This is a genomic window from Bradyrhizobium icense, assembly GCF_001693385.1.
Lineage (GTDB): Bacteria > Pseudomonadota > Alphaproteobacteria > Rhizobiales > Xanthobacteraceae > Bradyrhizobium > Bradyrhizobium icense.
The window spans coordinates 378,805-393,971 of sequence record NZ_CP016428.1 but is presented as its reverse complement, the minus strand read 5'-3'; the positions used below and the strand labels follow the sequence as shown (position 1 = coordinate 393,971).

At 63.5% G+C, this 15,167-nt stretch carries 12 protein-coding genes; 5 read left to right on the top strand and 7 right to left on the bottom strand.

Features of this window, described 5'->3' with window-relative positions; translation table 11 throughout:
• Positions 1-222: 222 nt before the first annotated feature.
• The 3 genes from LMTR13_RS01885 to LMTR13_RS01875 are packed head-to-tail and all read left to right on the top strand — an operon-like array spanning position 223 to position 3,324.
• On the top strand, positions 223-1,290 hold the full coding sequence (locus LMTR13_RS01885) for an acyl-CoA dehydrogenase family protein (RefSeq protein ID WP_065732337.1): 1,068 nt from the start codon (positions 223-225) through the stop codon (positions 1,288-1,290).
• A gap of 34 nt (positions 1,291-1,324) precedes the next feature.
• Positions 1,325-2,485 carry an acyl-CoA dehydrogenase family protein gene (locus LMTR13_RS01880; protein WP_065726441.1) on the top strand — a complete coding sequence of 387 codons (1,161 nt, stop codon included), beginning with the start codon at positions 1,325-1,327 and terminating at the stop codon, positions 2,483-2,485.
• 38 nt (positions 2,486-2,523) lie between these two features.
• Entirely contained in the window at positions 2,524-3,324 is an 801-nt protein-coding gene (locus LMTR13_RS01875) for an enoyl-CoA hydratase/isomerase family protein (RefSeq protein WP_065726440.1), read from the top strand.
• Positions 3,325-3,481: 157 nt separating this feature from the next.
• Here LMTR13_RS01875 and LMTR13_RS01870 read toward each other — a convergent pair whose 3' ends face one another.
• The 5 genes from LMTR13_RS01870 to LMTR13_RS38605 form a co-directional block, all read right to left on the bottom strand.
• Positions 3,482-4,246, bottom strand: a complete 765-nt coding sequence (locus LMTR13_RS01870; RefSeq protein WP_065732336.1) for a VOC family protein — start codon at positions 4,244-4,246, stop codon at positions 3,482-3,484.
• Positions 4,247-4,266: 20 nt separating this feature from the next.
• Positions 4,267-5,061 (bottom strand): enoyl-CoA hydratase, encoded by a 795-nt coding sequence (locus LMTR13_RS01865; RefSeq protein WP_065726439.1) that lies wholly within the window; start codon positions 5,059-5,061, stop codon positions 4,267-4,269.
• Positions 5,062-5,200: 139 nt separating this feature from the next.
• Entirely contained in the window at positions 5,201-6,397 is a 1,197-nt protein-coding gene (locus tag LMTR13_RS01860) for an ABC transporter substrate-binding protein (RefSeq protein ID WP_418219750.1), read from the bottom strand.
• A gap of 184 nt (positions 6,398-6,581) precedes the next feature.
• Entirely contained in the window at positions 6,582-9,926 is a 3,345-nt protein-coding gene (locus LMTR13_RS01855) for an adenylate/guanylate cyclase domain-containing protein (RefSeq protein ID WP_065726437.1), read from the bottom strand.
• A gap of 369 nt (positions 9,927-10,295) precedes the next feature.
• Positions 10,296-10,790 (bottom strand): VOC family protein, encoded by a 495-nt coding sequence (locus LMTR13_RS38605; RefSeq protein WP_197520983.1) that lies wholly within the window; start codon positions 10,788-10,790, stop codon positions 10,296-10,298.
• An 83-nt stretch (positions 10,791-10,873) separates the two neighbouring features.
• On the opposite strand from LMTR13_RS38605, the gene LMTR13_RS01845 reads away from it, so the two are divergent.
• Together LMTR13_RS01845 and LMTR13_RS01840 are read left to right on the top strand one after the other, a co-directional pair.
• Positions 10,874-11,662: a thermonuclease family protein gene (locus LMTR13_RS01845; RefSeq protein WP_083219400.1), complete on the top strand. Its 789-nt coding sequence runs from the start codon at positions 10,874-10,876 to the stop codon at positions 11,660-11,662.
• A 50-nt stretch (positions 11,663-11,712) separates the two neighbouring features.
• Complete coding sequence (locus LMTR13_RS01840; RefSeq protein ID WP_083219399.1) at positions 11,713-13,251, top strand: M48 family metalloprotease; 1,539 nt, start codon at positions 11,713-11,715, stop codon at positions 13,249-13,251.
• Positions 13,252-13,466: 215 nt separating this feature from the next.
• Here the strand turns inward: LMTR13_RS01840 and LMTR13_RS01835 are convergent, their stop codons facing one another.
• Positions 13,467-13,820, bottom strand: a complete 354-nt coding sequence (locus LMTR13_RS01835) for a hypothetical protein (protein ID WP_236843260.1) — start codon at positions 13,818-13,820, stop codon at positions 13,467-13,469.
• 370 nt (positions 13,821-14,190) lie between these two features.
• A complete protein-coding gene (locus tag LMTR13_RS01830; RefSeq protein ID WP_083218609.1) occupies positions 14,191-14,970 on the bottom strand; it encodes a CarD family transcriptional regulator in 780 nt (259 codons plus the stop codon).
• Between the last annotated feature and the right edge of the window lie 197 nt (positions 14,971-15,167).

Genomic DNA, 15,167 nt, shown 5'->3' with positions numbered 1-15,167 from the left:
GGGCTACCATATCGTGCGGCCCATGCCGTGCAACCTTGCGGAAATCCGCTCAGCGGAATTTATTCTTGGTCCCGATTCATCATGCCGCCGTCGCAGGCCGCCCTGCGGACAGCGCTTGTCACGGCTATGGCTTTTGCCCATCATAAAGCGCAAGAAAAGATCGCAGCCGACCCGGCAGTTTCAGTTTGGGATTGGCATGCCAATTTCAAATCGGGGAACGCTGTGGCGGAGAGTGAGAACATCGTTGCCGAGACCGCGGAGAAAATCTTCGCCGATCTCGCCGACGCCCAGACCATCAATCGCGACGAGAAGGGCGAGTGGAAAGCCCCGCTCTGGCAGGCACTGAGCGACGCCGGCCTGCCGCTCGCCTGGGTGGGCGAAGATTGCGGCGGTTCGGGCGCTTCTCTCGCCGAAGGTTTCAGCGTGTTGAGCGCGGCCGGGCGCTTTGCGGTCGCGGTGCCGCTGGCGGAAACCATGCTGGCCGGCTGGCTGTTGGCGCAGGCCAAAATCGCCTCGCCCGGCGACGAGATGACGGTAGTGCCCGCGAGCCCGAAAGACCGGATTACCGTCAATGCCGATGGCAGCCTGTCAGGCAGGGCGCGCGGCGTGCCGTTTGCCAAGGTTGCAAAACACCTCGCGGTGCTCGCCAGCGATGCGAAGGGTGATTGCTCCATCGCGCTGGTCGATACCGGCAAATGCCGGATCGAGAGCGGGCTCAGTCTCGGCGGCGATCCTTCTGACATCGTGACGCTCGACAAGGTGCAGCCGATTGCGATCAAGCCCGCGCCCGCCGGTTTCGACCAGACGCGGCTGATGCTGATGGGCGGCGTCACGCGCTCCCTGCAGATTGCCGGCGCGCTGGAATCGATGCTGGAAATCTCCGTGCGCTATTCCAACGAGCGCGTCGCGTTCGAGAAGAAGATCTCGAAATTCCAGGCGGTGCAGCACAATCTGGCGCGGCTCGCCGGCGAGTCGGCAGCGGCGCTGGCAGCAGCCACCTCGGCCGCCGACGCCATCGCCAACGCAAACTCCTTCGACGACGAAGTGTTTCTCGAAGCGGTGGCGGCAAAAATCCGCTGCTCGGAGGCGGCAGAGAAAGGCGGCGGCATCGCCCACCAGGTGCACGGCGCGATCGGCTTCACCATCGAGCACATCCTGCATCGCTATTCGCTGCGTGCCCTGGCATGGCGCGACGATTTCGGCTCCGAAAGTTATTGGGCGGTCGAGCTCGGCAAGCTCGTGTGCAAGCGCGGCGCCGATGAACTGTGGCCGCTGGTCGCCTCGCGCTGACATCAATACCGATTTGCCTGCATAGAGAACGATAATGACCGCAGCCCTCCGTTTCGATCCGATCCGCCTGCCGAGCGAATGCGAGCAGTTGCGCAAGGAAGTGCGCGCCTTTCTTGCCGAAGAAATCGCCGCCGGCACCTTCGATCCGCACCAGCCGAACCGCGAAGATACCGACGTGCCGGAATTTTCCCGCAAGGTCGGCGCACGCGGCTGGCTAGGCATGACCTGGCCGAAGAAATATGGCGGCCACGAGCGCTCGTTCCTCGAGCGCTATGTCGTGACCGAGGAAATGCGCGTAGCGAATGCGCCGACGCGCCGTTTCTTCGTCGCCGACCGCCAGAGCGGCCCGGTGCTCCTGAAGTACGCGCCCGAGCACATCAAGATGGAAATCCTGCCGCGCATCTGCCGCGGCGAGATCTGCTTTGCGATCGGCATGAGCGAGCCGAACTCCGGCTCCGATCTGTTCGCGGCAAAGACCCGCGCGACGAAAACCGACGGCGGCTATCTGATCAACGGCACCAAGATCTGGACCTCCTCGGCCCATATTGCCGACTACATGATCGCGATCTTCCGGACGTCACCGCCGACGAAGGAAAACCGCCGCCACGGCCTGACGCAATTCCTTGTCAAGATGAAGCAGCCGGGCATCCAGGTGAACCCGATCGGCCAGATCACCGGGCAGTATGAGTTCAACGAAGTTGTTTTCACCGACCACTTCATTCCCGACGATCACGTGCTCGGCGAGATCGACGGCGCCTGGAAGCAGGCGACGAGTGAGCTCGCCTATGAACGTTCAGGCCCCGAACGTTTCCTGGAAACCTACTACGTGCTGACCGAACTGGTCCGCGCCGTCGGCAACAAGCCGGATACCCGCAGCGCCGAAGGCATCGGCCGCCTGGTGGCGCAGGTCCACACCATGCGCCGCATGTCGGTGTCGGTCGCGGGCATGCTGCAGGCCGGCAAGGAGCCGGTGGTCGAGGCGTCGATCGTGAAAGACATCGGCACCATCTGGGAGCAGCAATTGCCGCATCGCGTGCGCGAGCTCGCCGCCTTCGTCGAGGAGACCGCCACCAACCGTGAGACGCTGGAAAAGCAGCTCGACTTCGCCATCAAGACCGCACCGAAACTGACGATCCAGGGCGGCACCACCGAAGTGCTGCGCGGCATCATCGCCCGCGGGCTCGGTTTGCGCTAGCGCGCGGCTTGGTCTGCGCTAATTCAACGAGGAAACGCATGAGCAAATACACTGATATCGGCGTCGAGAAACACGGCCATGTCGGCCTGATCGAAATCCGAAAACCGCCGTTGAACTTCTTCGACGTCTCGCTGATCAACCAGATTGCGGACGCGCTCGAAGAATTCGACAATGACATCGAAATCCGCGCCTCGGTGCTCGCGGCGCAAGGCAAGGCGTTCTGCGCCGGCGCCGATTTCTCCGATCCGAAGCGGCAGGAGCAGGAAGCGAACGCGCAGAATGATCCGGCGGCCAATCTGCCGATCAACCATCTCTACGTTCAGGCCGTGCGCATCTTCCGCAACAAGAAGCCGATCGTCGCCGCCGTGCACGGCGCTGCCATCGGCGGCGGACTCGGCCTGGCCGTCTCGGCCGATTTCCGCGTCACCTGCCCCGAAGCGCGCTTCGCCGCGAACTTCACCAAGCTCGGCTTTCATCCGGGCTTCGGCCTGACGACGACGCTTCCCGAACTGGTCGGCAGAAACAACGCGGAGCTGATCTTCTACACCAGCCGCCGCGTCACCGGCGAGGAAGCCACGCGCATGGGCCTCGCCAATGTCTGCGTGCCGCAGGACCAGGTGCGCGCTGAAGCGATGAAGCTCGCCGCAGAAATCGCCGAGTGCTCCCCGCTCGGCCTGATCTCGACCCGCGCCACCATGCGCGCCGGCCTCGCCGACCGCGTCATGGCCGCCACCAACCACGAACTCGCCGAGCAGACCAAGCTCCGCGCGACGGAGGATTTCAAGGAAGGCGTCAAAGCCACCGCCGAACGCCGCGTTGCGAACTTCAAGGGGCGGTGATCTAGCGCAACTCTCGCACCCCGTCGTCCCGGCCTCGAGCCGGGACCCATACGCCGCGGCCCGCGGAGAGGGCACAAGAGGAAACGGCCTCCTTCGCCATCGGCAACGGTGGTTATGGGTCCCTGCGTTCGCAGGGACGACGTGTTGATAGATCGCGCTACGCCACCAGCTTGAGCGTCACGCCGCAGAGATCAAAGCTGTTGCCCGACACCTTGCAGCCCTTTGCCTTGGCCGCGTCACGCACTTTGGCGATATCGGCTACCTTGAAGGTCAGCCCGCTCATCAGATCGCTTTCGCCCTTGACGAAGCGGAAGCGGGCATTGGGCAGCTTCAATTCAAGCTCGCCACCTGCGCCCGCGCTGACACCAACACCCAGAATCTTTCCCCAATGCTCCGCCAGCCCTTGCGGATCCGGGCTCTGCATCTCGACTTCCGTCAAAGCCACCGTCACATCCTTGCGGATCGCCTTCTGCCAGTCGGGGCCCGCCGGCGGATAGGGCCCCAGCACATCGTCGCTGCCGTCGGTGTGGTTGAACTCGATGAACGCGGCACGGCAATCGCGCGGGTGCAGTTGCACGCCGCGATAGGGCGCGTGCGTGATCACGTTCGCCGTGCGCACGCCGATGGCGTTGGCGTGCTTGCCGCGCGCATCGGGATCGTCGCAGCAGAAGATCGCCATGTAACCGCCGCGGCCGCCGGTCTTGTCGAGAAAACGTCCCGCCGCGGTGCCCGGCTGGAACGGCGCCACCACCTCCAGCAAAATGGTGTCGACCGGCAGCAGTGCATTCTCCAGGCCATATTTGGCGACGTTACCATCGCGGTAGCAGACGTTGAGGCCCATGATCGCGGAAATATCCGAGATCACGGGCGCCAGATGCGGCGCCACCAGGCAGATCTGCCGCAGCCTCAGATATTCGGCCATCTCAGTGCCCTCGGCCATTTTCAACGGCCCGAAAACACGGGCTTGCGCTTCTCGACAAAGGCTTTTGCAGCTTCCTTGTGATCGGCGGTGTCCCCCGAGCGCGAATGGTGAATCGCTTCGGCGTCAAAGCAGGCTTCCAGCGACATCGTCTCGGCATTGTTGATGTTGCGCTTGATGTAGCCCAGCGTCACCGACGGCCCCTGTGCCAACGACATCGCGAGATCGTGCGCCTCGGCGTCGATCTCGGCATCCGGCACCACCTTCGTCACCATGCCGAGATTATAGGCCTCGGTCGCGCTCAGGACCGGCGAGGTCAGATAGAGTTCGCGCGCTTTCGCAGCTCCGAGCATCTGGGTGAGGAAATAGGTGCCGCCGTAATCCCCCGACAATCCGACCTTGGCGAACGCGGTCGTGATCTTGCAGGAGGCGCTGGCGACGCGCAGATCGCAGGACAGCGCGATCGAGAGGCCGGCGCCGGCGGCAGCGCCATCGAGCTGCGCCACCACCGGCTTCGGCATCTGGTGCAGGATGCGCGACACTTCCATGCCACGGCGCAAGTTCGCCATCTTGGCCTCGAAGCCGAGCGGCGCCCTGCCCTCCGCCATCGACTTGACGTCGCCGCCGACGCAGAACGTGCCGCCCGCGCCCTTGATCAAGACCGCACGCACCTCGTGATCCTCCGCCGCCCGCCGCGCCGCCTCCACCAGTCCGCGCGTCATGTCCGGATTGAGCGCATTGCGCCGCTCGGGGCGGTTCATAGTGATGGTGAGCAAGCCCTGTTCGAGCTTCTGGAGGACCATTTCGTTTGCGCTCATGGGTGGTGCTTTCGTTTGTTGGTTGAGATGAACTCGTAGGGTGGGCAAAGGCGCACTTGCGCCGTGCCCACCATCTCTCGCCGATCTGCGGCGCTAATGGTGGGCACGCCTCGCTTTGCCCACCCTACGCAGATCAGTCCTATTTTTTCACCAACGGACAGCGCGAGGCTTCCAGCGGCTGGAACGCCTCGCTGCCGGGGATCGTCGCCAGCAGCTTGTAATAATCCCAGCGTCCCTTTGACTCCGATGGCTTCTTGACCTCGAAGAGATACATGTCGTGCACCATGCGACCATCGTCGCGAATCTTGCCGTTCCTGGCGAACATGTCGTTGACCGGCGTCTCCTTCATCACCTTCATGACCGCGGCCGCATCCGTGGTGCCCGCGGCCTTCACGGCTTTCAGATAGTGAAGGACGGAAGAGTAGACGCTGGCCTGCGCTGCGGTCGGCGGCCGCTTGACGCGCTCCATGAAGCGTTTTGAAAACGCGCGGGTGTCGTCGTTGAGGTCCCAATAAAAGGCTTCCGCCAGCAGCAGGCCTTGCGCGGTCTCCAGCCCGACGCTGTCGATGTCGGTGACGAAGGCGAGCAGCGGCGAAAGTTTCTGGCCGCCGCTTCTGGTCAGCCCGAATTCCGCCGCCTGCTTGATCGCGTTGATGGTGTCGCCGCCGGCGTTGGCAAGGCCCACGACCTTTGCCTTCGAGCTCTGCGCCTGCAACAGGAACGAGGAGAAGTCCGACGTGTTGAGCGGATGCTTGACGCTGCCCAGCACCTTGCCACCGGCCTTCACCACCACATTGCTGGTGTCCTTTTCCAAATCCTGCCCGAAAGCATAGTCGGCGGTGAGAAAGAACCAGGTCTCGAAGCCACTCTTGACGGTGGCGAGCCCGGTGACGTTGGCCTGCGCAAAGGTATCGTAGGAATAATGCACGGTGTAAGGGCCGCAGGCCTCGTTGCTCAGCCGGATCGAGGCGGGGCCGCTATACATCACGATCTTGTTGCGCGCCTTCGCGATCTCGCCGGCGGCCAGCGCGGTGGCGGACGCCGCCACGTCGTACAGCATCTCGACGCCCTGGTTGTCGAGCATGTCGCGCGCGATGCTGGCGGCAAGGTCGGCCTTGTTGAGATGATCGGCCGCAAGAATCTCGACCTTGCGCCCCAGCACCTCGCCGCCAAAATCCTCCACCGCCATCTTCGCGGCCGTCTCGGAGCCCGTGCCGGTGATGTCGGCGTAAAGCCCGGACATATCGAGGATGCCGCCGAGCTTGAGCGCCGGCTTGCCTTGCGCCAGCGCCGCAGTCGCCGACATCGCCAGCGCGGCGGCGAAAATACCTGTCATTGCTCTCTTCACGGAGTTTCTCCCTGTGCCCGCGCCGCATTGTCTGCGGCTTTGAAATTGTCGGCGCGATCATGCCGCATGGGGTGAGCAGCGGCAAGGCGGAGGACAACGCGGGCTCTGTCGTGTTTTCCGCTAAGCGGAATGAACGACAAGGCGCGGAGCCAGCAACGCACCAGAACAATCGCTAAATGCTGGACCGAGCTCCTAACCCACCCTTGAGCAAGGCTTCCGCTTGTTCGATTTCGGGCAGATGTTGTTCGGCGTCGAAATGGACGAGGATTGGCGCCAGCACCTCGGAGATTGCTCCCTCGCGGCCATATGCGCCGTAGAGCTGCGCTAGCCGAACTGCGCTGCGCAGCTCGAATGTCCTCGTCTGTTGCGTTCGCGCGATTTCCAGGGCTCGACGGAAGCTGTCTTCAGCCATGGAGACATCAGGCGGATCAAGCCGCAGCAACAGCTCACCCTGACTACGATGAAGTTCGGCATCGAGCCAATGCTGGCCGGATTGTTCTGTCCAGGAGATCAGCCCCCGCAAAATTTCCAGCCCGGTCTCAAGCTGTCCGGCCTCCGCATTCGCTACGGCAACCTGCATTCCCCAAAATGGTTCGCAAAGGTAGCAGTCATTCTCGTGAAGCAATGTCCAGCCACGGCGCATCTCGGCAAGCCCATCCATCCGGTCGCCGCCGCGCCACCTTGCCAGGCCGTTCAGAAAACTGCCGGCGGCAACGTACAGCGGCATCGTATGCTCGCGGGCGAGCCCGAGCGCCAAAATCGTCTCCGTTTCCTGCAGCATGCCCCCGCATAGCCCATCGAAAACGGCCTTGTGAACGAGTGCATTGGCCTGGGCAAGCGCTCGCGTTTCTCCCGTGGCACGCACCGCCTCAGTGGCGAGCCGGCGCGATCGATCGATCCTCCCGAGCGGCCAAAGCACCAGGGCAAGGAACCTCATAATGACGAAAGGCAGATCCAGCGCCGACGCCTTGAAGGTCGCCGGATCCGGATCGGCCTCATAGGCAGCGAGTGCGCGCTCGAGATGCAGTTGCGCGCTCAGGTAGTCGCCCCCGAACCAGCAGGTCACGCCGGTTGTCCAGCGTGCGAGGACTGCGGCCACCGGCGATTCCGGTCGCTGCTTGGCGAGGATCATGATGGTCTCCGCCAAGTCCCGCATCGGCGCGATCTCGCCGTGGGTCAGGCAGGCATTGAACAGGCCCGAATGGATCGGCGCCAGTTCGACCGGATCATTGATGTCAGTTGCGAATTGTCGCGCGCGCTTCCAGGCGGCCACCGTCTCGGGGGCACTGTGGCCAAGGCTGCCGCGCAGGGCGCGGCCATATGCGATTTGAAGCTGGAGTCGGTTCATGGTCCGGCCCGGTTCATCGGGCAGGCCATCTGCGATGGTAACCGCCTTGCCGAGATGTGCGATTGCCTCGGTATAGGCCGAGCGTCTCAATGCCTGCTGGCCGGCCTTGCGCCACCATTCGAGGGCCATTCCGCTCAAGCCCGCCTCGGTGAAGTGGTACGCCAGGACTTCCGGTTCGGTCTCGGCGATGATCGGAAACTTGTCACGCAGAACATCGCCGATGTGGCTATGCAGCAGTTGCCTCCGGCTCCTGAGCAGGCTCTCGTAGGCGGCTTCCTGAACGAGCGCATGCTTGAAGGTGTAGGTCGCTTCCGGCGGAGTGCCGTGGCGAACCAGCAGCTCGGCCTCTTCGAGTTGCATCAGAGCAGCGCTCAGCGTCAGATCATCGCGTCCCGCCACCGATCGCAGCAGCGTGTATGAGAAGTCGCGGCCAATGGCAGCACCTATCTGTGCTACCTCCTTCACCGGCGCCAGCCGATCGAGCCGCGCCATCAGCGAGTCCTGCAGCGTCGCAGGAATGGCGAGCGGCGGCAGCGGACTATCGAAGCGATAGCGCCCGTCATCTTCCACCAGCAGCCCCGACTCCAGCACCATCTTGGTCAATTCTTCCACGAACAGCGGGACACCATCCGTCTTGTCGACGATCTGCGTCATCATCTCGCGCGGCAGCTCTCGACCGACGGTTACCTGCTCGACCAGCGCGCGCGTGTCCCGCCGGTCAAGCCGATCGAGCCGCAGCAGGCTAACGTTGGCAAGACCCACCCAAGGCGGCTCGAACTCCGGCCGGAATGTCGCGAGCGCGAGCACCGGCAGTCCCCTGATCCGATCGACGGCGAGATCGAACAGCTCGAGGGTTGTGGCGTCGGCCCAGTGCATGTCCTCGCAGACGATCAGCAGTGGCTGCTGCCGTGCCAGGCCCTCAAACTGGTCGAGCAGGGCAGCGAAGGTCTGTCGCCGCTGCTGCACTGGATTTAAAGCCAGCGGTGGATACCGCTCGCCGGTCGGGATCGAAAGCAGCGCGGCAATGAGCGGGGTGGCGTTGCCCACCCGCTGCGCTCCGAGCGCAAGCGTTGCCTCGAGCTTGTCGAGCTTTTGCTCGGACGTGTCCTCTGGAGCGATGCCGGCGGCGCGCTCGAGCTGAGCGATAAAGGGATGAAGCGCGCTGTTCGAATGGTAGGGTGAGCACTGATACCGCAGCCGGCGGTGCGGTCCCAGCGCAGCGCTCTCGCACAGAGATGCCACAAGGCGCGACTTGCCGATCCCGGCCTCACCGGAAATCAGCACCACCTGCCCCTCGCCCTGCCACGCCAGTTGCTGCCGCGCGAGCACGAATTCGATCTCTGCCTTGCGACCGACAAAGCCGATGGATCGTGCCGTGCGTACCGCCTCGAAGCGGCTCTCCGAAGCGGCGCCGCCTTCGACCGCCCACACGGCGATGGGCCCTGATATCCCCTTGACCTCGCGGTGCCCGAGGTTTTGAAAGGTGAAGAGATCGCCAAGCAGTTGGCGTGTCGAAGCGGCGACGACAACGGCCCCTGGCTCCGCCAGGCTCTGCAGCCGGGCAGCGATATTTGGCGTATCGCCGACCATTGCCTGTTCTTCGAAGGCGCCTCCGCTGGTGAGGTCACCCACCACCACAAGTCCCGTCGCGATGGCGATCCGCACGTCGACCCGCTCGTGCATGCGCGTTTCGAGCTGCCTCATTGCGGGGATGATGTCGAGGCCGGCGCGCACGGCGCGTTCGGCATCATCCTCGTGCGCCCGGGGGTAACCGAAATAGGCGAGAATTCCATCGCCGACAAACCGGGCTATCACGCCGTCATAGGAAGCGATGACTTTCGCGCACGCGGTGCGATAGACGCGGATCACATCCCACATGTCTTCGGGATCGAGGCGCGCCGAGAGCGCCGTTGAGCCGACCAGATCGCAGAACAGAACGGTGAGGTGGCGTCGTTCGGCGTCATGCTGACGAGCCGCTGTCAATTCGTCCTGATTGAGTTCGGCGATGGCGCGAAGCATCTTACGGCGATGGCCGAGCAGGACCCCAAGTCTATCGAAGTCCTCGTCCCTCAGTTCGGAGAGGACACTGACATCGATCCCGTTCTCGGCAAAACGCTTCGCGTATTGTCCAAGCCCAAGATTCTCGAGCCAGTCCGCAATCTGCTGCATTGATGCCACCGAGCGTGTGGTTGACAGCAGGCCGATGATTGGGCCACGGCGGGAAAAACTTATCCCAAGATCGCCGGCATGGCACGCCTTGATGCAGCAATTCGGCTGCGGTTGGCCCTCTATTTCTTGCAAGAGCGGTGCTTGGCTACGGTGCTCGCTACCAAGCAGCGCATGATATGATGATAACAACTCAATTGCTGTGTGCGCTTGACATTGCAGAACGCAGCAGAGCGCGACCGCTGAGTACATTGCGTAGGATGGCTAGTTGCGGCCTGTCCGCCGTAGCCATTGAGCGTAGGCGCAGGCGGAAGCGAAACCCATCCAGTCCTTGCGCGGAGACATGATGGGTATCCGTCCTCTCTCTTCGAGCTACGGCGGACAAGTCCCTTCGTTGCCAGCCGGCACAGCTACGCACAATCGAAACGCTCGTGTAACGCGAGACGCGCCACTCACGCCAACAGCCCCTTCCCCGGCACATGGTTGAGCTCGAGCCGGATGCCATCGGGATCTTCGAACAGGATCGAGTAAGTATCCCGGCGCCCAATGGTCTTCGCGCGGCGCGCGGATGATTTTGGTGCAGAGCGTCTGCAGGAAGCCGTGCAGTTCGTCGACATCGGCGCGCTCGCGGGCGCGGAAGCAGAGGTGATGCAGGCCGACGCGCTGCTGTTCGAAGGCGACGCCCTCGTGCTCTGGCGATGGCGCGCTGATGCCCAGCGCGGTGCGGCCGCCGACGCAGTAATAGGTCGTCTCGCTATCGATGACCGGCCTCAGCCCAAGAAACGGCAACAGCTTGCGATAAAAATCGCGGGAGCGTTCGTAATTCGAAGCGGTGAGGAAAATATGTGCGATGCCGTTGACTTCCATTGTCTTCCCCTGCGTGGCAATCTCAGGTAGCAATGCCATTGATAGTCAAGCATACCGGAACGGGCGGGACCGAGAGCAGCGTTATGATACGTCCGCTAAGTCGTTATGGCGCGGCGCTCCGGGCATGCGCCGCATCGTTGCTCGTGCTGGCCTCCGTCGGAGGCGCCGGCGCCGCCGATTGCGTGCTTGAACCGCAGGGCGAGGGCCGTGTGGCCAGCGTGATCGATGCCCGCAGCTTTCGCCTCGAAGATGGCCGCGAGGTCCGCCTCGCCGGCATCGAGCGTGCCGGAGCAGAGAGGGCCAGCGGCAGAGCCGCGTTATCTGCTATCGCCGGCGGCCGCGACGTGACACTGCATGGCGAAGAAGACACGCCGGACCGCTATGGCCGCCAAGCTGCCTTCGTGTTCGCGGCCGGCTCGGACCACTCGGTGCAAACGGAACTGCTGCGCCGCGGCGAAGCGCTCGTTTCGAGCGATATAGCCGAGAAAAATTGCGTTTCAGCCCTGGCGATGGCCGAAGCGGGCGCGCGGGATGCCAAATTGGGCATCTGGGCTGAAAGCACGGCCATAAAAAACGCTGAAAGTTCGGGCGATATTCTGGCCGCGATTGGGCACTTTACGGTGGTCGAGGGCAGAGTGCTGTCGGTTCGGCGGGCAGGGGCAATCACCTACCTGAATTTCGGGCGGAACTGGACACGGGACTTTGCTGCGACTATTTCAAGGCGCATCATGCCGGCGTTCGAGAGCGCCGGCCTTGGACCTAAATCGCTCGAAAATCGACGGATTCGTGTCCGGGGCATTGTCTCGTCGCGGGGAGGACCACGGATTGAGTTGTTCCGGGTGGGGCAGATTGAGGTGCTGGGCGGGAAATAGCGCTTGATCCGAAGACTGGGCACCGGTTTTCGTTTTGGACCATGCGCAAAATGAGGGATGAGATCATCGATCCCGGTCGGGTCGTGATCTTAGAGGCTGATTTGACGTATCGTGCGGAACGGCGCGAAGGAACCACGGGCTGCCGCCTTCTGGCTGCGCCGGCGCTGTTGTGTGCCGCGCTCATACTGTCTTCCTGTGGAAATCTCGGAAAGATCGAGACCGCTGCGCCGACGGTTCCCTCGCCGAAGCCGAGCCGGACCGTCGCGCAGACGCCGGCCAGCGAGCGTGAGCATGAGCGCATTCTCGCCTCCTATGGCGGCGCCTATGATGACCCGAAACTTGCGACCCTGATCGGCAAGACCGTCGACCGGCTGGTTGCGGCGTCCGACCGCCCCGACCAGGCCTACCGCGTGACTATCCTCAATTCAGGCGCGGTCAACGCCTTCGCGCTGCCGACCGGCCAGCTTTATGTGACGCGAGGACTGGTAGCGCTCGCCAGCGACACCTCGGAACTGTCCTCGGTGCTGAGCCATGAGATGGCGCATGTGCTGGCCAAGCACGCCTCGATCCGCGAGGACCAGGCGCGGCAGGCGGCGGTGGTGACGCGCGTCGTCACCGACATGAGCAACGATCCGGATTTGACGGCGCTGGCGCTCGCGAAGACCAAGCTGACCATGGCGAGCTTCTCGCGGCAGCAGGAATTCGAGGCCGACGGCATCGGCGTCAGCATTGCGGCCCGCGCCCGTTTCGACCCCTACGGCGCGGCGCGCTTCCTCGCTGCGATGGAGCGCAATGCGGCGCTGAAGGTCGGCAAGACCTCGCTCGATCCGCGCGCGCAGGATTTCCTGTCCTCGCATCCGGCAACCCCCGAGCGCGTGCAGAACGCGCAGGCCAGCGCCCGGCAATATACCTCGCCACAGGGCGGCGAGCGCGACCGCGAGACCTATCTCGCCGCGATCGACAACATCGTCTACGGCGAAGACCCCAGTGAAGGCTTTGTGCGCGGGCGCCGCTTCCTGCACCCGAAACTCGGCTTCACCTTTGCCGCGCCCGAGACGTTCACGCTCGACAACACCGCGCAGGCCGTGATCGGCGTGCGCGAGGGCGGCACGCAGGCGATGCGCTTCGACGTGGTGCGCGTGCCGGCCGAACAGTCGCTGTCCGACTACCTCAATTCCGGCTGGATGGAAGGCGTCGACAAGGGCTCGACCGAGGACCTCATGATCAACGGTTTCCCGGTGGCTTCGGCCTCGGCGAACGGCGATCAGTGGCAGTTCAAGGTCTACGCGCTGCGCTACGGCAGCGACGTCTACCGCTTCATCTTCGCCGCCAAGCAGCGCAACACCGAAAGCGAGCGCAATGCGCGCGAGACCGTCAACTCGTTCCGCCGCCTGACGCTGGAAGAAATCCAGGCCGCGCGTCCCTTGCGTATCAAGGTCATCACCGTGCAGCCCGGCGACACCGTGGAATCGCTGTCCCACCGCATGACCGGCGTCGACCGCCCCGCCGAACGCTTCCGCATCCTCAACGGCCTCGACCAGCACGCCCAGGTGAAGCCGCGCGATCGCGTGAAGATCGTGGTGGATTGACGCGCGAAGCGCGTCATCTCCGACGCGCAATTCGCGCATCTGAGGGCGCGAAGCGAACCCGGATCTCGACCCGCTTGCGCTTCTTCGCTGCCTTCCCCTTGAGTTCATGAGGGGCCTGTCTCCGCGGAGAGAACCCTCATCCGCCCTCGCTTCGCGAGGGCACCTTCTCCCACAAGTGGGGAAGGGAAGCGAACATCAAGCTCGCTTAGCCATACCTACTCGATAGTCACACGCGAACGCCACCGCGACTCGAAACTATTGTCATCCTCGAGCATCCGCGCCTGCGCATCCAGGGGCTCGCTACGCTTATCTGTCGCGATGCTTACGGGCGCGGCCTCGGGCTCGGCTTGCGCCGGCGCCGCGGCAGGCCACCGCAACAACGATTTCGAAATCACGGTCTTGCCGGCGTACCAGCATTTGCGTCCGTCGATCAGGCGCCAGGACCAATGCCCCGACTGATTTGCGGGCACCGCGGCGCTGCACTCTCTAACCTGCGCGGCCGGCGCGCTGACTGGAAGCAGCGCGGCCATGACAACGGCGAACAAGATTTTCTGAACCTGCCCTTTCATCGAATCCCCCTTGCGGTTGATCTGGATGCGGCCGGGAGGTTCTCTCCCGATTCTGGTCACAAAAAGTCGAAAATTGGGCCACTTTCCGCGTAAGTGGCTGCAAGGTTTAGCGTATTCCCTCCTCTCGTCGTCCCGGACAAGCGACTTGTCCGCCGTAGCTCAACGAGCGAAGGCGGAAGCGCGCTCCGGGATCCATACGCCGCGGCCTTCGTCGCAGGGCATCGGGCAGACGCCTTTTGCCTCAGCAAATATCGGCCTATAGGCCGCTGCTTTTCGCAGGGGCGACGGGAGATCGCCTGCTGTAGCCATGCCCCCAAACAAAAAGCCCGGTCTTTCGACCGGGCCTTTCGTTTCAATCCTTGGGATTCTTTCAGGCAGCCTCATCCGCCACGGCTGCGTCGTCGCCGTCGACATCGGCCTCGTCGGCCTCAGCGTCACTTTCGGTCGCCTCGGCCTTGGCGCCGCGGCGCGGGCTCTTGGCGAGCTGGCTTTCGATTTCCTTGACCGCTTCGGTCTCGGTCGAATGCTGCACGACCGCGATTTCGCGCGACAGCCGATCGAGCGCCGCTTCATAAAGCTGGCGTTCGCTGTAGGACTGCTCGGGCTGCGATTCCGAGCGGTAGAGATCGCGAACCACTTCGGCGATCGCGACGATGTCGCCCGAATTGATCTTCGCTTCGTACTCCTGCGCCCGGCGCGACCACATCGTGCGCTTGACGCGCGCGCGGCCCTTCAGCGTCTCCAGCGCCTTCTTGACCAGCGCCGGCTCGGACAGCTTGCGCATGCCGACATTGGCGACCTTGGCGGTCGGCACGCGGAGCGTCATCTTGTCCTTCATGAAATTGATCACGAACAGCTCGAGCTTGGCACCCGCGATCTCCTGCTCCTCAATGGCCAGGATCTGGCCGACGCCGTGAGCGGGATAGACCACGAATTCATTGGCCTTGAAGCCCTGACGCTGGGTCACGACCTTCTTCGGTTCCTCGACGCGCGGCGCGGCGGCGACCGGCTTGGCAGGAGCCTTCGGCGCGACGGCCTTCGGGGGAGCGGCCTTCACAGGGGTCTTGACGGGAGCCTTGGCAGCAACCTTCGACGCAGTGGTCTTCGAACCCGTCGCTTTCGCGGCGGTCTTGGCAGTCTTTTCTGGCATTGCGCTTCTTTTGTTCTTTGAGGACTTTGTGGCCGAAACCTTCCTGGCATCCTTTACGGACGCCTTGGCACGGCCTTTGGTTGCGCTGCGGCTGGCCGGAGCGGCTTTTTTCGTCGTCTTGGAAGCACTCTTTTTACGCGTTTTCTGTGACACAGCCTGCGCGCGGAACTGCCACGCCCCTGTTCGATGTTTTTACG